15 protein-coding genes are annotated in these 17417 nt (G+C 68.9%); 7 read left to right on the forward strand and 8 right to left on the reverse strand.

What is annotated here, in order from left to right:
- Positions 1–64: 64 nt before the first annotated feature.
- A complete protein-coding gene (locus AC3WRI_RS12650) occupies positions 65–3322 on the reverse strand; it encodes a bifunctional diguanylate cyclase/phosphodiesterase (protein ID WP_454750636.1) in 3258 nt (1085 codons plus the stop codon).
- Between the two features lie 224 nt (positions 3323–3546).
- On the opposite strand from AC3WRI_RS12650, the gene AC3WRI_RS12655 reads away from it, so the two are divergent.
- Complete coding sequence (locus AC3WRI_RS12655) at positions 3547–5538, forward strand: sensor domain-containing diguanylate cyclase (protein ID WP_010814046.1); 1992 nt, start codon at positions 3547–3549, stop codon at positions 5536–5538.
- 18 nt (positions 5539–5556) lie between these two features.
- On the opposite strand, the gene AC3WRI_RS12660 is transcribed toward AC3WRI_RS12655, so the two are convergent.
- On the reverse strand, positions 5557–5931 hold the full coding sequence (locus tag AC3WRI_RS12660; RefSeq protein WP_010814047.1) for a hypothetical protein: 375 nt from the start codon (positions 5929–5931) through the stop codon (positions 5557–5559).
- Positions 5932–6254: 323 nt separating this feature from the next.
- Here AC3WRI_RS12660 and AC3WRI_RS12665 point away from each other — a divergent pair, with 323 nt between their 5' ends.
- A complete protein-coding gene (locus tag AC3WRI_RS12665; RefSeq protein WP_010814048.1) occupies positions 6255–6605 on the forward strand; it encodes a four-helix bundle copper-binding protein in 351 nt (116 codons plus the stop codon).
- Here AC3WRI_RS12665 and AC3WRI_RS12670 read toward each other — a convergent pair.
- Positions 6602–7492: a LysR family transcriptional regulator gene (locus AC3WRI_RS12670; RefSeq protein ID WP_010814049.1), complete on the reverse strand. Its 891-nt coding sequence runs from the start codon at positions 7490–7492 to the stop codon at positions 6602–6604. The two genes, AC3WRI_RS12665 and AC3WRI_RS12670, sit on opposite strands and share 4 nt — an antisense overlap.
- Positions 7493–7626: 134 nt before the next feature.
- On the opposite strand from AC3WRI_RS12670, the gene fumC reads away from it, so the two are divergent.
- The gene (gene fumC / locus AC3WRI_RS12675; RefSeq protein WP_010814050.1) at positions 7627–9033 is read left to right on the forward strand and encodes a class II fumarate hydratase; all 1407 of its coding nucleotides are present in this window, start codon (positions 7627–7629) and stop codon (positions 9031–9033) included.
- A 72-nt stretch (positions 9034–9105) separates the two neighbouring features.
- On the opposite strand, the gene AC3WRI_RS12680 is transcribed toward fumC, so the two are convergent.
- Positions 9106–9876, reverse strand: a complete 771-nt coding sequence (locus tag AC3WRI_RS12680) for a ferredoxin--NADP reductase (RefSeq protein ID WP_010814051.1) — start codon at positions 9874–9876, stop codon at positions 9106–9108.
- Positions 9877–10137: 261 nt separating this feature from the next.
- Between AC3WRI_RS12680 and AC3WRI_RS12685 the strand changes: the two genes are divergently transcribed.
- On the forward strand, positions 10138–10887 hold the full coding sequence (locus AC3WRI_RS12685; protein WP_011616349.1) for an SDR family oxidoreductase: 750 nt from the start codon (positions 10138–10140) through the stop codon (positions 10885–10887).
- 23 nt (positions 10888–10910) lie between these two features.
- On the opposite strand, the gene AC3WRI_RS12690 is transcribed toward AC3WRI_RS12685, so the two are convergent.
- Entirely contained in the window at positions 10911–11249 is a 339-nt protein-coding gene (locus AC3WRI_RS12690; protein WP_051398545.1) for a hypothetical protein, read from the reverse strand.
- Between the two features lie 279 nt (positions 11250–11528).
- Here AC3WRI_RS12690 and AC3WRI_RS12695 point away from each other — a divergent pair, with 279 nt between their 5' ends.
- Together AC3WRI_RS12695 and AC3WRI_RS12700 are read left to right on the forward strand one after the other, a co-directional pair.
- The gene (locus AC3WRI_RS12695; RefSeq protein ID WP_010814054.1) at positions 11529–12458 is read left to right on the forward strand and encodes a LysR family transcriptional regulator; all 930 of its coding nucleotides are present in this window, start codon (positions 11529–11531) and stop codon (positions 12456–12458) included.
- Positions 12459–12540: 82 nt separating this feature from the next.
- On the forward strand, positions 12541–13014 hold the full coding sequence (locus AC3WRI_RS12700; RefSeq protein WP_010814055.1) for an aminoacyl-tRNA deacylase: 474 nt from the start codon (positions 12541–12543) through the stop codon (positions 13012–13014).
- A 99-nt stretch (positions 13015–13113) separates the two neighbouring features.
- On the opposite strand, the gene eutC is transcribed toward AC3WRI_RS12700, so the two are convergent.
- Together eutC and AC3WRI_RS12710 are read right to left on the reverse strand one after the other, a co-directional pair.
- A complete protein-coding gene (eutC, locus tag AC3WRI_RS12705) occupies positions 13114–13899 on the reverse strand; it encodes an ethanolamine ammonia-lyase subunit EutC (RefSeq protein WP_492293394.1) in 786 nt (261 codons plus the stop codon).
- Between the two features lie 10 nt (positions 13900–13909).
- Positions 13910–15292: an ethanolamine ammonia-lyase subunit EutB gene (locus AC3WRI_RS12710; RefSeq protein ID WP_492293395.1), complete on the reverse strand. Its 1383-nt coding sequence runs from the start codon at positions 15290–15292 to the stop codon at positions 13910–13912.
- 204 nt (positions 15293–15496) lie between these two features.
- Between AC3WRI_RS12710 and AC3WRI_RS12715 the strand changes: the two genes are divergently transcribed.
- Positions 15497–16534 carry an AI-2E family transporter gene (locus AC3WRI_RS12715; RefSeq protein ID WP_010814058.1) on the forward strand — a complete coding sequence of 346 codons (1038 nt, stop codon included), beginning with the start codon at positions 15497–15499 and terminating at the stop codon, positions 16532–16534.
- Between the two features lie 45 nt (positions 16535–16579).
- Here the strand turns inward: AC3WRI_RS12715 and AC3WRI_RS12720 are convergent, their stop codons facing one another.
- On the reverse strand, positions 16580–17251 hold the full coding sequence (locus AC3WRI_RS12720; protein WP_010814059.1) for a FadR/GntR family transcriptional regulator: 672 nt from the start codon (positions 17249–17251) through the stop codon (positions 16580–16582).
- Positions 17252–17417 lie beyond the last annotated feature (166 nt).

The raw sequence follows: 17417 nt of genomic DNA on the forward strand, positions 1-17417 counted from the left end.
GGGGATTTGGGATGGGGCGGCGGCGCGGGCACGCCGGCAAGTTATGAATGGTGCCCCTGGACGATTATGACTCGCGCAGCGCAGTGGCGCCCGCAGACGTGGGGGTCGGCACCCGAATCCCCTGTTCCAGGATCTCCCGCAGCACCTGCTGCGGCACCGCCTGGCTGAACAGGAACCCCTGCAGCCCGTCGCACCCCTGCGCCCGCAGGAACTCGAACTGCGCCGCCGTCTCCACCCCTTCGGCAATCACCTTGAGGTGCAGCTGGTGGCCCAGCGCGATGATCGCCGCTGCCACCGCCTGGTCGTGGCCGGGCGTGGCCACGTCGTCGACAAAGGACTTGTCGATCTTGAGCCGGCTGATCGGCAGCCGGGTCAGGTAATTGAGCCCGGAGTAGCCGGTGCCGAAATCGTCGATCGACAGCCCCACGCCCAGCTCGCGCAGCCGGCGGAAGGTCTCGATGGTGGTCTCGCCGCCGTCGACCAGGATGCCTTCGGTGACTTCGATCACCAGCCCCTGCGGCGGCAGGCCGGCCTGCTGCAGGCAGTGCGCCACGGTATCGGGGAAGTTGGCCTGGCGCAGCTGCAGCGGCGAGATATTGACCGCGACCTCGATCTCGCTGCCCAGCGCCTGGCGCAGGGCCTGGATTTCGCGGCAGGCGGTGGCCAGGGTCCATTCGCCCAGCGGCGCCACCAGGCCGCTCTGCTCGGCGATGGGGATGAACTCGGCCGGCTGCATGGCGCCGCGTTCCGGGGTGTTCCAGGTAATCAGCGCCTCGACGCCGGTTATAGCCAGGGTCGCGGCATCGACGATCGGCTGGTAGCGCAGCCGGAACTCATCGCCGGCGAGCGCGCGCCGCAGCAGCCCTTCGATGGTGAAGCGCGCCAGCGAGGCCTCGGCCATGGCGCTGGCAAAGCGGCACAACTGTGCGCGCCCGTCGTGCTTGGCCGCGTAGACGGCCGAATCGGCAGCCTTGAGCAGCTCGGTCAGGCTATCGCCATCGTCCGGGTAGATCGCCATGCCGATCGATGGCGTCACGCGCAGGCGCTGGCCGCCGGCCTGCAGTTCTTCATTGACGCGCGCCTGGATCTTGGCGGCAATCAGCTCGGCTTCGCTGTCGTGGCGCAGGCCGCCCAGCACCACGCCGAATTCATCGCCGCCCATGCGCGCCACCAGGTCGCCCTGTCGTACCGCGCCCTTGAGGCGGTCGGCCATGGTGCGCAGCACGTCGTCGCCGACGGGGTGGCCGAGCGAGTCGTTGATGTGCTTGAAATGGTCCAGGTCAAGCAGCAGCAGCGCCACGCGCTCGCCGTGGCTGCGCGCGTACAGCAGCAGCGCCTGCGCGCGCTCGCTCAGCTCGGCGCGGTTGGGCAGGCCGGTCAGCGGGTCATGCAGCGCGAGGTGTCGGATGTACTCGTCGACGCGGAGGCGCTCGGTCAGGTCGTAGCCGATGGCCTGGTAGCCAGGCGACGGCGCGGACCGGGGCACATCGGCACGATCGGCACCATCGGCGGGACCGGCTGGCGCTGCGTCAGCGGCTGGAGCCTCGATGGGCGCCGGCAGGGCGAACACCGCCAGCTGCACCGGCATGCGCGAGCCGCCCTTGCGCACCCAGGTCCATTCGCGCTCGTCGGTCAGGGCAAGCCGTGCCTTGGCCACCAGGGCGGGCAGCCCCGGCGGCACCGGCTCGCCCAGTTCGCCACTGAGCATGCGGGCATGGTCGGCCAGTTCGTCGGCAACATGCAGGCCGGTCATGTGCATGTGGCCGACCAGTTCCGCGGCGTTGTACCAGAGCATGCGCTGGCCAGCCGCGTTGATGCCGGTGATCAGCCCGTCCTCATCGAACGTGATCACGCAGAAGGCGGCATGGTCGAGCAGCCCGGCATAGCGCGCGGCCTGCACCGCGGCGGCCTGCTGGGCGCGCCGTTCCGGTTCCAGGTCCGTGACCGCCCACAGCCAGTGCGCCGCGCCGCCGTCGGCCGCAGGCAGGCGCGCGGCGCTGGCGCGCAGCGTGAAGCGGCTGCCGTCTGCGCGCACGCCCGCCAGTTCACGGTGGACTTCGGACCCCGGCGCAGCATCGCCGGGGACAACGCCGGTGGCGCCGGGGACCAGGGTGTCCAGGCTGCGTCCGGCCAGCCGCTGCGGATCAGCGCCGAACAGTTGTCCCGCCCGCTCGCTCGCGCGCACCACCACGCCCTGCGCATCGATCAGGATAAAGCCGTCGGCCGACTGCGCCAGGCACGCCTGCAGCATCGCGCTGTCATCTTCCCAGGCATGCACGGCCTGCGCTTCGCGCTGGCATGCGGCACGGCCCTGGCGTGCCAGCGCATGGGTGAGCCACGCCAGCAGCAGCGTGGCCAGCGTGCCCGCGGCCAGCGCCAGGTACGCCTGCCGCGGGCCATGCGCGGCTTCGAAGGCGGGGCGCGTGGCGGCGCGCAGCGTCCAGGTGACACCGCCATACTGGAACTGGCGCTCGCCGTGCAGCAGCGCCGCACTGCCGTCCTCGCGGCGCTCGCCCTCGGTCGGCCCGCCGGACAGCATCGGCCCGGGCGCGGCCGGGGAGCCCTCGTGCAGCGAGAGCTCCAGTTCCGCCGCCGCCGGGGCACCGACCGCGCGCATCAGGTCGCCCAGGCGCAGCGACACGTAGACATAGCCAAGCACCGCCTGGCGCCGCTGCGCCACCGTGCTGACCGGCGCCTCGCCGGCGTAGACCGGCAGGAATACCAGCGCGCCGTGCTGGTGCTGCGCCGCCTCGGTTTCGCGGACCAGTGCCAGGCCGGGCGTGAGCCGCGGTTCGCCGCTGTCGCGGGCGGCTTCCAGCGCCGCCCGGCGCGCCGGCTCGGACAGCATGTCAAAGCCGGCGGCGCGCGTGTTGCGCCCGTCCAGCGGTTCGATATAGAGGATCGGTGCGTACAGGTCGCGCTTGCCGCCGGGATGAATGTCGTAGTCGGCAAGGCCGTCGGCACGGGCGGCCTGCACCAGCCGCGGCACCCGCTGCAACGGCGTGAGCGGCGCGTAGCCGATCGACTGGGTGCCGGCGGGCAGGTCGTCGAGCTGGGCAGTATAGAGATAGTCGCGCCACTGCGTGCGCGAGGTGTCGGGGTTGGCGGTCAGCACGGCGGCCACGCCGCGCAGCAGGCGTTCGTTCTCCAGCATGCGCTCGCGCAGCGCGCTGCCGGCCTGTCCCAGCAGCGCGTCGAAATGCTGCTGCGCCTCGCGGCGCTCGAGCCGCTCCGCCTGCAGCCATGCCCCTGCCGTCAACAGCGCGCCGCCGGCCGCGACCAGCAATGACAACAAGGCAGGGGAAAGCGAAGTCAGTCTCATGGTCGATCAGTTCCGGCATGCAGCAGGGGCATGCCGTCTGCGTGGACGTGCCTTCGCATTAACGGGGGACTATACCGTGGCACGGGCAGCGCGCACACCCCCGCCGGGGATGGACCCGTTCGGGGGAAAGACCGCATGCCCCCCATGGCGGGGTATGGTAGGGTTGCACCGGAGATGCCCCCAAGTACGCGGTCTGCGCCACTGGTGCTCCAACTGCGCCCTACATGCCCGTCTACACACCCACGCTGAAAGCGCGCATTGCGATCATCACCACCGTGCTGGCCGCGGTGTTCGGCACCGGCATCGTACTGACCGCCCTGTACGATGCCCACCGCGACCTGCACGATGCGCTGCAGGTCCAGCAGGATTCCGTCGTCAAGCTGACCGCCAACCAGCTCGACACCGCCATGAACGACCGCATTGTGCTGCTGTCGCACCAGGCTGCGCAACTCAGCGGCCTGCTGGTGCAGGCACAGGGCGCGCAAGCCGCCGCGGCGCGCGAGCGGGCACTGGATACGCTGTCCGCAGCGATCCCGGTGCCGGCCGCGTTCAACGCGCTGCTGGTCGCCGACATGCAGGGCAACATCGTCACCCACCGCGGCGCCGGGGCGGACATTGGCGACCGCAGCTATTTCCGCGAGGCCGCCCGCTCGCTCGCGCCCGTAGTGTCGCCGCCCATCCGCTCGCGCACCAACGGCCAGATGGGGGTGATGGTGGCGGTGCCGGTGCTGACGCCGAACCGGACCTTCGTCGGCCTGGTGGGCGGCTGGCTGGACCTGTCCAGCGCCAACTTCCTGGTCGAGATCCTGCACAACCGCCTTGGCACCACCGGCTACTACTGCCTGGTATCGGCCGGCCCCAAGCCGGTCTATATCCGCCATCCCGATCCCGCGCAGGCGCGCCAGCCGGCGCTGGCCGTGGCCGATACCTGCGGCGAGGATGACAGCCCCGCGCCGCTGGAATTCCTCACGCCGGCGCGGCCGGTGATCGCGCGCTACCTGATGTCGAGCACCGGCTGGGAACTGGTGGCGCTGCTGCCCGCGCGCGAGGCCTACGCACCGCTGCACCAGATGCAGCAGCGCTTCCTGGGCATGGCCGGGGTGGCCATGGCGGCGGTAGCCCTGCTGATCTGGCTGGCGGTGCGGCGCCAGCTGGCGCCGCTGGCGCGCCTGCACAAGGTGGTACAGGCCAGCGCCAACGACCTGTCCGCGTTCGAGCGGCTGCCAACACGGCAGCAGCGCGACGAGATCGGCGACCTGACGCGCGCCTTCATCAAGCTGATGCGCGACGTGCGCGAGCGCCGCCAGGCGCTGGACCGCAGCGAACGGCGCCTGCGCGCGGTGACCGACACGCTGCCGTCGCTGCTGGCCTTTATCGACACCGATGAGCGCTATGTGTTCAACAACCAGGCCTACGAACGTGTCTTCGGCCTGAAGCCGGAGGAACTGCGCGGCAGGCACGTGCGCGAAATCCTGGGCGAGGCCCGCTACGCGCGCGTGCAGCCCTTCATGCAGCGCGCGCTGGCGGGCACTGCGGTGACCTTCGAAACCGAAGACAGCGACCCCGAATACCACTGCATGGAGAGCAGCCTGCGCCCGGAATGGAGCGCCGACGGCAGCGAGGTGGTGGGCGTGCATATCCACGTGCAAGACATCACGCAGCGCAAGCTGGAGACGCAGCGCCTGGCGCGCATGTCGCGCACCGACCACCTGACACAGCTGATGAATCGCAGCGCCTTCGAGGGCCAGCTGCATGCGGCGATGGTGCGCAGCCGCGAGCATGGCACGCTGATGGCCCTGCTGTACCTAGACATGGACCGCTTCAAGGCCGTCAACGATATCCACGGCCACGCCGCCGGCGACCAGCTGCTGCAGACCTTTGCCCAGCGCGTGCGCCGCTGCGTGCGCGAGCGCGACACCGTCGCCAGGCTGGGTGGCGACGAGTTCGCGGTGGTGCTCGAAGACATGACCCAGCCCGCCGCGGCACGCCGCGTGGCGCAGGCCATCCTGCAGGCGATGGACGAGCCCTTCTACTTCGAGGGCGTATCCGCCGACGTTGACGTCAGCATCGGCGTGGCGCTCTACCACGGCGGCCCGGCGCAGGACCGCGAACTGATGCGGCTGGCGGACGTGCTGCTATACCGCGCCAAGGGCGCGGGCCGCGGGCGCTATGAGATCGGCCCGCCGGAACTGGCGGGCGAGCTCAGCCCGCAGTAGGCGGCCCCGGCCGGGGGCTCAGTGGATAGTGCCGCCGGGCTTGTCCGACGCCGCGCCGCCGGCCCCCTCGGGCTCGAACGGCACGTGGCGGCCATCGCTGGACTGGTAGCCCAGCTGCGCATCGGCGCCCAGCATCTTCTCCCACGCGATCATGGCCTGGGCCACCGCATCGGGCGCGCCCTTGAACACCACCACGTCGTTGCCGCAGCCGGGGCATTCGCCGCCGAACACGGCATCGATGCCGGGCAGGCCCGGCACGTCGAGCGCGTCGAATTGCGCGAACGCGGTCTTGCAGTGCCCGCAGACCAACTGGGCGGGGCGCAAGGCCTCGATCTTTGCGCGTGCCTGTGCCGCACGCTCCTCGGGGGTTCCCCGCCGTTTTGCCTCGCCCATGATGTGCCTTCCTTCCCCGTGCTGCCGGTGTGTGTTTGCATCGGCCCCGCCAGTGCGGCCGGACCCGTGCCTGTTAGATGCGCAATGCGGGCCGGTGGTGCCCGGCCATGGTCGCAGGTGACGGCGGCGCTGCGTGCGCGCCGTCGCCGATCTGCTGCGCTCAGTTGGCATTGTAACCAGCGGCGCGCAGCAAATACCGGGCCGACAGGAACCGGCAGCGCCTGCTATTGTGGATAACGATGCCCCGTGCGCGTGCGGATGCGCCGCTTCCGCCACCGTGGGCATGCTGGTCCCCATCCACCTACCCCGAAGGAGGACGTTCCATGATCCGACCCACCGTGCAGGAAAACGCCGCCCGCTACGCCGACTGCATTGCCGCCTGCAATGCCGCATCCGCTGCCGCACTCAAGTGCGCCGCGGCCTGCCTGGAAGAACAGGACGTGCGCAAGATGGCGCGCTGCATCGCGCTGGACATGGATTGCGCCGGCATCGCCCAGCTGGCCGCGTCCTATATGCTGCGCAACAGCGAGTTCGCGACGCTGGTGTGCGAAGACTGCGCCGAAGTCTGCAAGTGGTGCAAGGAGGAATGCGAGCACCATGACAACGAGCACTGCCAGGAATGCGCCCGCGCCTGCGCAGCCTGCATGGAGCAGTGCCTGAAGATGACGGCTTAGCGGTCCGCGCCCGATTCCTGCCGCCCCTGCGGCGGCTCGGCCAGTGCGACGAAGGCATCGATCAGCCTGGCGCCGCGCCGCTCGCGCAGGCAGTAGAGATACTCGTGCAGGCAGGGCGAGGCATCGGTGAAGCCCAGCACGCGCAGGTCCGGATGGCTCGGCACCTCGTGCCGGGCGATCACCGATACGCCCAGGTTGCGGATCACCGCCTCGCGGATCGACTCCCGGCTGCCGATCTCCATCTGCGCGGCGGGGCTCACGCGCGCCTGCGCCAGCATGTCTTCGGTTGCGATGCGCGTGGTCGACCCGAGCTCGCGCATCAGCAGGCGGCAGCCCGCCAGCGCACTGACGGCCACTTCGGTGTGCCCGGCCAGCGCATGGGTGCGATGCACCACCAGCATCAGCGGGTCCACGCCCAGCAGCACGCGCGACAGGCGCGCATCGTCCACCCGCTGCGACGAGGTGGCGATATCGACGCGGTATTCCTGCAGCGCTTCCAGCACCTCCTGCGAATTGCCCGTCACCACGCTGACATCGATGGCGGGAAAGCGCTCGCTGAAGCCGCGGATCAGCTCCAGCACATAGTAGGGCGCGGTCGCGCCCACGCGCAGGCTGCCGGTGCGCAGGTCGCCCGAATGGCGCAGGAAGAAGTCGATCTCGGTTTCCTGCTGCACCAGCGCCTCGACGCGCGGCAGCAATGCCAGCCCCGCGTCTGACAGCGCCAGGCGGCGCCCGCCGCGGTGGAACAGCTCGACCCCGTAGGCTTCTTCCAGCGCGCGGATCTGCGCGGTGATGGTGGGCTGCGACAGGCCCAGGCGCTTGGCGGCCTGCGTGACGCTGCCGATGCGGGCCACCATGAAGAAGGACTTGAGCTGGGCGATGAGCATGCGGCCGAGGGATGTCGCTAAGGGCAAGGCAAGGCGGCGGGCGCCTGGGCGCCGGCCGCGGTGAAGCGGTATTCTAATGGACTGCACCAAGCCACCCGGTCCAACCGTCCGCTGCCTTGCATAGGAGTCTGCCCATGTCTGACCCGTCCACCGCCGCCACCCGCATCGAGAAAGACAGCCTGGGCGACGTGCCCGTGCCCGCCGACCACCTGTGGGGCGCGCAGACCGAGCGCTCGCGCCAGAACTTCCGCATCGGCAACGAGAAAATGCCGCCGGCGCTGATCGAGGCCTTTGCCGTCCTGAAGCTGTGCGCGGCGCGCGCCAATGGCGAGCTTGGCGTGCTCAAGCCCGAACTGGCACACGCGATCGAACAGGCCGCGACCGAAGTCATCGAAGGCCGCTGGCCCGACGAGTTCCCGCTGTCGGTCTGGCAGACCGGATCCGGCACGCAGACCAACATGAACCTGAACGAGGTCATCGCGAACCGCGCGATTCAGTTGCTGGGCGGCAAGGTCGGCAGCAAGACGCCGGTGCATCCCAACGACCACGTCAACGCCAGCCAGTCCTCCAACGACAGCTTCCCCACCGCGATGCATATCGCCGCCACGCGCGCGATTCAGCAGCAACTGCTGCCGGCGCTGGAGCAGCTGCAGCAGACCTTCGCGCGCAAGGTGGAAGCCTTTGCCGATATCGTCAAGGTCGGCCGCACCCACCTGCAGGATGCGGTGCCGCTGACGCTGGGGCAGGAGTTCTCGGGCTACATGACGCAGGTGGCCGATGCGCAGTCGCGCCTGCAGCAGGCCATGCTGCGCGCGATGCCGGTGGCACAGGGCGGCACCGCGGTGGGCACCGGCCTGAACGCCCCGCACGGCTTCGCCGCGGCCTTCGCGCGCGCGCTGGCCGACTACACCGGCCTGCCGTTCGAGCCCGCGCCCAACCGCTATGCGCTGCAGGCCTCGCACGATGCGCTGGCCGACCTGTCCGGCGCGCTCAGCACCACGGCCTCGTCGTTCCTGAAGATCGCGCGCGACTTCATGCTGCTGGGCTCAGGCCCGCGCGCCGGCTTTGCCGAGCTGGTGCTGCCGGCCAACGAGCCAGGCTCATCGATCATGCCGGGCAAGGTCAACCCGACCCAGGCCGAGGCACTGGCGATGGTGTGCTGCCGCGTGATCGGCAACCACACCACGGTGACGCTGGCCAACGGGCTGGGCACGCTTGAGCTGAACGCCTACAAGCCAGTGATCATCTACAGCCTGCTGCAGTCGGTGAGCCTGCTGGCAGGGGCCGCGTCGAGCTTTGCCGAGCATATGGTCGAAGGCGTCGAGGCCGACCGCGAACGCATCGCCGAACTGCTGGAGCGTTCGCTGATGCCGGTGACCGCGCTCAATCCGCATATCGGCTACGACAAGGCCGCGGAGATCGCCAAGCTGGCGGTCAAGCGCAACCTGTCGCTGCGCGAGGCGGCGATCGCGTCCGGGCATGTCACTGAGGCGCAGTTTGCCGAGTGGATCGACCTGAAGGGGATGACGCGGGAGGTGTAGCGGGAGGTATAGCGGGGGTACAGCAGGGGTGCGCCCCGGCACGGAACCGATCCGCGCCGGGGCAGGCCGGCCTTAGCCGACGAAGGCCTTTTCCAGCACGAAATGGCCGGGATGGCTCATATTGCCTTCGGCAAAGCCGCGCTCTTCCAGGATGGCGCGGACGTCCTTGAGCATGTCAGGGCTGCCGCACAGCATGATGCGGTCGTTCTCCAGCGAGAACGGCTCCACGCCCAGGCGCTCGAACAGCTCGCCCGAGGCAATCAGGTCGGTGATGCGGCCGCGGTTGTCGAACTCTTCGCGCGTCACGGTCGGGAAGTACACCAGCTTTTCGCGCACCAGATCACCCAGGTGCTCGTGCTGCGGCAGGTGTTCCTGGATCAGCTCGCGGTAGGCCAGTTCTTCAACGAAGCGGCAGGTGTGGGTCAGCACGACCTTGTCGTAGCGCTCGTAGACCTCCGGATCGCGGATGATCGACAGGAACGGCGCCAGGCCGGTGCCGGTGGCCAGCAGCCACAGCGTCTTGCCGGGCAGCAGGTTGTCCACCAGCAGCGTGCCGGTCGGCTTCTTGCCGACGAAGATCTGGTCGCCCTCGCGCAGGTGCTGCAGGCGCGAGGTCAGCGGGCCGTCGGGCACCTTGATGCTGAAGAATTCCAGCGTTTCCTCATAGTTGGCACTGGCAATGCTGTAGGCGCGCAGCAGCGGGCGACCGTTCACCTCCAGCCCGACCATGGCGAACTGGCCATTTTCAAAGCGAAAACCAGGGTCGCGCGTGCAGGTAAAGCTGAAAAGGGTGTCGGTCCAGTGATGGACGGAGAGGATGGATTGCTGGTTCAGGTTGCTCATGGCGAAACGCGGGATACAGCGGCAGGATGCAGCGCCAAAGACGGCTGGAAAGGAAGAATCTTAACGCATGCTTGGGGGCGGCGCAGGCGGAGCCTGCAACGCCAGCGCGGGATTTCCGGGATGTGCATGCGGTGCGGCCTATGCGGCACGCCCGATATTGTTGATAAATTCCGTCTAATCAATTTGATTTCCACACATTTATCCAAAGACAGCCAACATCCAACATGAGGTCATCTTCCCTTTGCTCCCAAGGAAACTGCCATGACCTCCACCCCAGCTATCTCCCGCCGCGCCGCGCTCGTCACCGGCGCCTCCCGCGGCATCGGCCGCGCCATCGCACTGCGGCTGGCCGCCGACGGCTTCGACGTGGCCATTGGCTACGCCGGCAGCGCCGCCCGGGCCGAAGAGACGGTGGCGGCGGCGCGCGAGGCCGGCAGCAATGCCATCGCCATCCAGGGCGATGTGGCGCAGGCGCCAGACGTGGCACGCCTGTTCGACACCGCGCAGCAGGCCTTCGGCCGGCTCGACGTGGTCGTCAACAGCGCCGGCATCATGCAGATGGCGTCGGTCGCGCCCGCCAGCCTGGACGCCTTCGACCAGACCATCGCCACCAACCTGCGCGGCGCTTTCCTGGTGCTGGGCGAGGCCGCCGCACGGCTGGGCCAGGGCGGACGCATCATCGCGCTGTCGACCAGCGTGATCGCGCGTTCCTTGCCCGGTTACGGTCCCTATATCGCGGCCAAGGCAGGCGTGGAAGGGCTGGTGCGGGTCCTGGCCAACGAGCTGCGCGGGCGCGGCATCACCGCCAACGCGGTGGCGCCGGGGCCGGTCGCGACCGAGCTGTTCCTCGATGGCAAATCGGAAGAGCAGGTGGCGCAGCTGTCCAAAGTGGCGCCGCTGGAGCGGCTGGGCACGCCCGAGGACATTGCCGCGGCAGTGTCGTTCCTGGCCGGGCCGGATGGGGCGTGGATCAATGCGCAGGTGGTGCGGGTGAACGGGGGCTTTGCCTGAGCCGTTGCCCGCCGGGGCAGAAGTCAGCCCCCGGGCGCCGGCAAGGATAGTTCGCAGCGCTGGCGCGCCAGCGTGTCGCGCGAGTAGCCGTGGCGCACGCGCAGCTGGTGCTCTACGGCGTCGGCCTGGTCCAGGCAGGCGAACACCAGGTCGTCCTTTACGCGCTGCGAAACACCCTTCAGGCGCGGCGCTTCATACGCGACCTGGCGCGCACGGCAGCGCAGGAACAGCAGCGTTTCCTGCGAGGCGGTGATCAGCTGGTCGTGCTCGATCCGCTTGCATTCGACCAGGTCCTGGGCAGGGGCGCTGGCGCCGGCAAAGAGCAAAGGCAGGCACAGCCATCGACGCAACGAGCGGTGCATGGCAAACGGGGGGCGCAGTAGGCCAGTTGAAGGTCCGGCTCGCATCATTGCCCATCCCCGCGCACAGTGCAAGCCGCAGCGCACGCAATACCCTGTTGCGTTTGGGCGCCAGACGGGCCGCAGCCAGATTCAGTGTCCAGCCACATGGACAATCGCGCGCAAACCATACCTGCATCACGAGCATTGATGCGCACCCCGCGGTGCTATGCCGCGGGACGCCGCCAAGAGCATGGCAATATACGGGGGCCGTAATCGCCCCCCTCTTTCATTGATCACCCCATGGACCTGAACGCCCTGCGCCTGTTCGTCGACATCGTCGATGCGGGCAACCTGAGCGCGGCCGCGCGCAAGCTCAAGATGACGCGCGCCAATGTCAGCTACCGGCTCAAGGCGCTCGAAGAAGAGCTGGGCGTGCAGCTGCTGCGCCGGACCACGCGCCATGTCGAGCCGACTCCGGTCGGTGCCGGCTTGTACGAGCACGGCCGCAACATCCTGGGCGAGGTAGCCGCCGCCAATGCGCTGATCAGCAATATGGGCAAGAGCCTGAAGGGCCATGTGCGGCTCTCGGTGCCTACTGGCCTGGGCCATTCACTGCTGTCGCCGCTGCTGGTGCTGTTCAAGCAGCGCTATCCCGACATCACGCTCGACGTGGTCTTCGACAACCGTGTGCACAACCTGGTGTCCGAGGACGTCGAAGTGGCCCTGCGCATCATCTCCACCCCGCCGGATTCAGTGGTCGCCACCGAGATCGGCGAAGTCGACTGGATCGTGTGCGCGTCGCCAGCCTACCTGGCCGGCCACCTGGCGCCGCAAGCGCTGTCCGAGCTGCAGGGGCATGCGTTCGTGTGCGCGTCGCCCGAGGGGCAGAAGCTCAAGGCAACGGGCATCCGGCACAGTGGCGGCGGCGACGGCGGTGAGATCCGTGAGCAGGTGGTGCTGGAGCCAACGCTCACCTCCGAGAACTTTGCCTTCCTGAAAGAGGCGGTGCTGGCGGGCCTGGGCATCGGCATCTTCCCGATCTATGCGATCGGCGCGGAACTGGACAGCGGCGCCCTGGTGCCGCTGCTGTGCGACTACCGCATCAGCGTGTTCGGCAGCAAGCTCTACATGCTGACCATGCCCAACCGCTACCAGACGCTGGCGACGCGCTACCTGCTGAACTTCCTGAAGACCGAACTGCAGGCAGTGTGGCCGCGGCTGCACCGCTAGCGGTGCCTCCGGCAGCGGTCGCCACGGACTATAGTAGGAGCACAAGGATAACCGTCGGCGCATCCGCACCTGAGGAGCTACCATGGCCCTGGCTAGCACGCTTGCAAGCTGCCTGAGCAGCAAGAACACCCAGTACGACATCATCCGCCACCCTTATACCCTCAGCAGCATGGCCACTGCCGAGGCAGCGCATGTTCCCGGGGACCGGCTGGCCAAGACGCTGTTGCTGGAGGATGACCGCGGCTATGTGGCTGCCGTGATTCCTTCAAGCCACCATCTGCACATGGCCGCCATCTGCGAACAGACCGGGCGCAACCTGGTGCTGGCGCATGAGGACGAGATCCGCGAGATCTTCAAGGATTGCGACCTCGGCGCGATCCCGCCGGTGGCGATGGCCTACGGCATGCAGACCTATGTGGACGACAGCCTGATGGCGCAGCCCGACGTGTATTTCGAAGGCGGCGACCACCAGGAACTGGTGCACATGAGCGGCGAGCAGTTCTCGAAGTTGATGTCGGACGCTGGGCACGGGCAGTTTTCGCGCCGCATGATGTAAGCGGCGCCTTTTATTGGCCACTGGACGGCCGCCACGCGGGTTGCTAACCCGCGTGGCGGCCGTTTTGCTGCTGGCGGGCGGGTGAGCGAGGGAGACGCTTCAGCCTTCAGGCAACGCCGGCACGCTGTCGTCCTTCAGGTCCACGCCCGAGCGGCCCAAAGCCGCCGCGCCGCGCAGCAGGAAGGCCAGCCGGTCGGCGGCCTGCGCATACGGCAGGCCTTCGGGGCGCACGTTGGAGATGCAGTTGCGCTCGGCATCGGTGCGGCCCGTGCGCGGCGCATGGGTCAGGTAGATGCCAAGGCTGTCGGGCGAACTCAGGCCCGGCCGTTCGCCGATCAGCATCACCACCTGGCGCGCGCCCAGCAGCTCGCCGATCTCGTCGCCCAACGCCACGCGCGACTGCTCGGCCACCACCACCGGGCCGATGCGCCATGTCAGCGGCAGGCGCGGGCGGGTGGCATCGAGCAACGGCAGCGCGTGCGTCTGCGTGGCCAGCGCGGACAGACCGTCGGCAACCACGAACACCACATCGGGCGCCTCGCCAGGGCGTGCCGCGGCCAGCCGCGCGCGGCTGGCATCGTCCAGGCGCCGGCCCAGGTCTGGGCGCCGCAGGTAGTGCGCGCGGTCCGGCGCGGCGCTGTGCACGGCAAGGTTCGGCACCCCCGCCGCATCCAGCGCCGCGGTGACCGCGCCCACGTCCAGCGGCAGGTGCACCGCATCGCGCGCCTGCGCATGGGCCAGCCCGAAGGCCAGCACCGCATCGGTGGTCTGGCTGTGGCCGGTACGGCCCAGCGCTACACGCGCGCGCGTGAACTGGCGCAGGCGTTGCCAGGGATCGGCATCGGTGTTGGCAGGATCGGCGGGAGGCGGGCGTCTGGCCATCATCGGCTGTACCTTACAGGCTGTGGGCCATCTGCAGCAGCGGCTGGCGCGCGGCGGGCTCGAGCAGCCTGCCGCTGGCATCGGCAATGCCCATGCGCTGCAGCCAGGCCTCGAACTCCGGCGCGGGGCGCAGCCCCAGCACCTCGCGCAGGTACAGCGCATCGTGGAACGAAGTGCTCTGGTAGTTGAGCATGATGTCGTCGGCGCCGGGCACGCCCATGATGAAATTGATTCCGGCCACGCCGAACAGCGTCAGCAGCGTGTCCATGTCGTCCTGGTCGGCCTCGGCATGGTTGGTGTAGCAGACGTCGCAGCCCATCGGCACCCCCATCAGCTTGCCGCAGAAGTGGTCTTCCAGACCGGCGCGGATGATCTGCTTGCCGTCGTACAGGTATTCGGGACCGATAAAGCCCACCACCGTATTGACCAGCAGCGGCGCGAACGCGCGCGCCACCGCGTAGGCGCGCGCCTCCATGGTCTGCTGGTCGACGCCGTGGTGCGCATTGGCCGACAGCGCGCTGCCCTGCCCGGTCTCGAAGTACATCAGGTTGTCGCCAACGGTGCCGCGCGCCAGCGCCTGCGCGGCGTCGTGCGCCTCGGCCAGCAGCGCCAGGCTGATGCCGAAGGCCGCATTGGCGCGCTCGCTGCCGGCCACCGACTGGAACACCAGATCCACCGGCGCGCCCTGCCCGATCGCGCGCAGGGTATTGGTGACGTGGGTCAGCACGCAGGATTGCGTGGGGATGTCGAAGCGGCTGCGCAGCTCGTCGATCATGCGCAGCAGCGAGACAATGGCGCCCAGGTTGTCCGAAGCCGGGTTGACGCCGATGGTGGCATCGCCGCAGCCATAGAGCAGCCCGTCGATGATCGACGCGGCAATGCCCTTGGGATCGTCGGTCGGGTGGTTGGGCTGCAGCCGCACCGAGAGCCGGCCCGGCAGCCCCACCGTGCTGCGAAAGCGCGTCACCACCTGGCACTTGCGCGCCACCGCCACCAGGTCCTGGTTGCGCATCAGCTTGCTGACCGCGGCGGCCATCTCCGGGGTGATGCCCGGCGCCACCCGCGCCAGCATGGCGCTGTCGGTTTCATGCAGCAGCAACCAGTTGCGCAGGTCGCCCACGGTAGTGGCGCCGATGGCGGCAAAGGCCGCGCCATCGTGCCGGTCCAGGATCAGGCGCGTGACCTCGTCGTCCTCGTACGGCACCAGCGCCTCGGTCAGGAACTGCTTGAGCGGCACCTCGGCCAGCGCCAGCCGCGCGGCCATCCGCTCCTGCTCGCTGGCCGCGGCAACGCCCGCCAGCGCGTCGCCGGAACGCGCCGGGCTGGCCCGGGCCAGTAGCGTGCGCAGGTCGGCAAAGACGTGGTGGTGGGTGCCGATGGTGTGGGTGTAGGCCATGCGTTCCGTTCCTGGACTCTGGAGAAAACGATGACAGCGGTGCGCCGGGCGCCTTGCCGGGCGCGATTCCCCCTAATATAGACAGCCTTTGCGTGTGCCGTGATGCCAACATCGCCTCAGCGCACACGGCCTGACTCAGGAACAACATCTGGATCGGCGAGAATCCAGAATAAATTTTGAGCAAATTGCATGCCGGAGACCCCGATGAAAGACCCAGACCCGACCGCCACCCCGCGCCTGCTGCCGGCCGCGTGGTACAGCGTCGGCACCGTCGCCTACCTGCTGACCGCCCTGGCGCTGTGGACCGTGCTCCACGCCAACCTGGTGGCGGCATTGCTGTCCGGCCTGCTGCTGTACTCGCTGGTGGACGTGCTGGCGCCGCGCCTGCAGCGCCTGCACCAGCGCCACGACGCCCTGGCCGTGGCCATCCTGTCGGCGCTGATCCTGCTGGGGCTGACGCTGGCGGGCTGGCTGCTGGTGCGCTTTGTCAGTGGCGAAGGCAATACCCTGGACGGGCTGCTCAACCATGTGGCCGACATCATCGACCGCTCGCGCGGGCAGATGCCGCCGTGGCTTAGCGATGCGCTGCCCAAGGGCGTGGACGAGCTGGCCAACACGCTGATCGAGACGCTGCGCGAGCATGCCGCGATGGCGCAGAAGCTGGGCGCCGAGGTGCTGCGCACGCTGGTGCATATCCTGATCGGGCTGGTGATCGGCGCGATGGTGGCGCTGTACCGCGCGGTGGTTCGGCCCAATCGCCGGCCGCTGGCCGCGGCGCTGGTGGCGCGCGCACGCACGCTGCAGCAGGCGTTCTCGCAGTTCATCTTCGCGCAGATCCAGATCTCCACCATCAACACCGTGCTGACGGCGATCTACCTGCTGCTGATGCTGCCGCTCTTTGGTGTGCACCTGCCGCTGACCAAGACGCTGGTGGTGATCACCTTCGTTGCCGGGCTGCTGCCGGTGCTGGGCAACCTGATTTCCAATACGGCCATCGTGGTGGCCTCGCTGTCGGTGTCGCTGCCGATCGCGGTGGCGTCGCTGGTGTTCCTGGTGGTGATCCACAAGCTGGAGTACTTCCTGAACGCGCGCATCATCGGTGCGCGCATCCAGGCCGCGGCGTGGGAACTGCTGATGGTGATGCTGCTGATGGAAACGCTGTTCGGCATCCCGGGCGTGATCGCCGGACCTATCTTCTATGCCTACCTGAAGCGGGAGCTGGCCGGCGCCGGACTGATCTGAGTGCCGCAGCCGGCTCGCCGCGGCGGTGGTAGGACCAATGCCTGCTCAGGCGCCGTCCTGCTCCACCCGGCTGCGCACGAAGTCGATATGGGTCTGCATGGCGGTGCGCGCCTCTTCCGGGCGGCGCGCGCAAATCGCATCGCACAGCGTGCGATGCTGCAGCAGCAACAGGTCTGACGCGCCGTCGTCCTGTTCGCGCAGGCCGGTGCCATTGATGGTGATGTGCTCGCGCAGCATGCCGATCACGCTGGTATGCAGGTGCAGGAACATGGTGTTGTGCGAGGCCTGGGCAATGGCGTCGTGCAGCTGCGCATCGGCATCGGCCTCTGCCTGCTTGTCGTCGGCGGCGCGCGCGCGTTCCAGCTCGGCCATCAGGGCGCGGATCCGCTTCACGTCAGCGGCATCCGCGCGCAGCGCCGCAAAATACGCGGTCGCGCCCTCCAGCACGCGGCGGAACTCCAGGATGTCGTCGCGCAGCGCGGGGTGGTCGGCCACCAGCTGGCCCCAGGGCGAGGCAATGCCGGCGCGCAGCTGGTCGGTGGCGTAGACCCCGGCACCGCGCCGGCTCTGCAGCAGGCCGCGCGCGGCCAGGCGCTGGATCGCCTCGCGCACGGTGTTGCGCGCCACCTCGTATTGCCCGGCCAGCACCCGCTCGGCCGGCAGCCGCGTGCCGGGCGGCCAGGTGCCGTCGAGCAGCGCGGTCTCGATCCGGCGCATGACCGACTCCACGCGTCCGCGGGTGCGCCCGTGCCTTGCTGCCGCTGCCGTCATGCCGTGTGTCCTCGCTCCTGAGCTTGCGCGCGTCGTCGGGCAGATTGGTCCAACCAATTTGTACCGCCGCGCGGAAGCGGGAATTATGCGCCGAAACGTGCGACCCCAGCAC

The organism is Cupriavidus sp. FW305-27 (assembly GCF_058787995.1).

Bases quoted from the DNA above. Each gene is read 5' to 3' on its own strand.
- fumC (WP_010814050.1), top strand. From the start codon at position 7,627: ATGTCTGACCCGTCCACCGCCGCCACCCGCATCGAGAAAGACAGCCTG.
- AC3WRI_RS12720 (WP_010814059.1), bottom strand. From the start codon at position 17,251: ATGCGCCGGATCGAGACCGCGCTGCTCGACGGCACCTGGCCGCCCGGC.
- AC3WRI_RS12670 (WP_010814049.1), bottom strand. From the start codon at position 7,492: ATGCTCATCGCCCAGCTCAAGTCCTTCTTCATGGTGGCCCGCATCGGC.
- AC3WRI_RS12655 (WP_010814046.1), top strand. From the start codon at position 3,547: ATGCCCGTCTACACACCCACGCTGAAAGCGCGCATTGCGATCATCACC.
- AC3WRI_RS12685 (WP_011616349.1), top strand. From the start codon at position 10,138: ATGACCTCCACCCCAGCTATCTCCCGCCGCGCCGCGCTCGTCACCGGC.
- AC3WRI_RS12680 (WP_010814051.1), bottom strand. From the start codon at position 9,876: ATGAGCAACCTGAACCAGCAATCCATCCTCTCCGTCCATCACTGGACC.
- AC3WRI_RS12700 (WP_010814055.1), top strand. From the start codon at position 12,541: ATGGCCCTGGCTAGCACGCTTGCAAGCTGCCTGAGCAGCAAGAACACC.
- AC3WRI_RS12660 (WP_010814047.1), bottom strand. From the start codon at position 5,931: ATGGGCGAGGCAAAACGGCGGGGAACCCCCGAGGAGCGTGCGGCACAG.
- AC3WRI_RS12715 (WP_010814058.1), top strand. From the start codon at position 15,497: ATGAAAGACCCAGACCCGACCGCCACCCCGCGCCTGCTGCCGGCCGCG.
- AC3WRI_RS12690 (WP_051398545.1), bottom strand. From the start codon at position 11,249: ATGCACCGCTCGTTGCGTCGATGGCTGTGCCTGCCTTTGCTCTTTGCC.
- AC3WRI_RS12695 (WP_010814054.1), top strand. From the start codon at position 11,529: ATGGACCTGAACGCCCTGCGCCTGTTCGTCGACATCGTCGATGCGGGC.
- AC3WRI_RS12710 (WP_492293395.1), bottom strand. From the start codon at position 15,292: ATGGCCTACACCCACACCATCGGCACCCACCACCACGTCTTTGCCGAC.
- AC3WRI_RS12665 (WP_010814048.1), top strand. From the start codon at position 6,255: ATGATCCGACCCACCGTGCAGGAAAACGCCGCCCGCTACGCCGACTGC.
- eutC (WP_492293394.1), bottom strand. From the start codon at position 13,899: ATGATGGCCAGACGCCCGCCTCCCGCCGATCCTGCCAACACCGATGCC.
- AC3WRI_RS12650 (WP_454750636.1), bottom strand. From the start codon at position 3,322: ATGAGACTGACTTCGCTTTCCCCTGCCTTGTTGTCATTGCTGGTCGCG.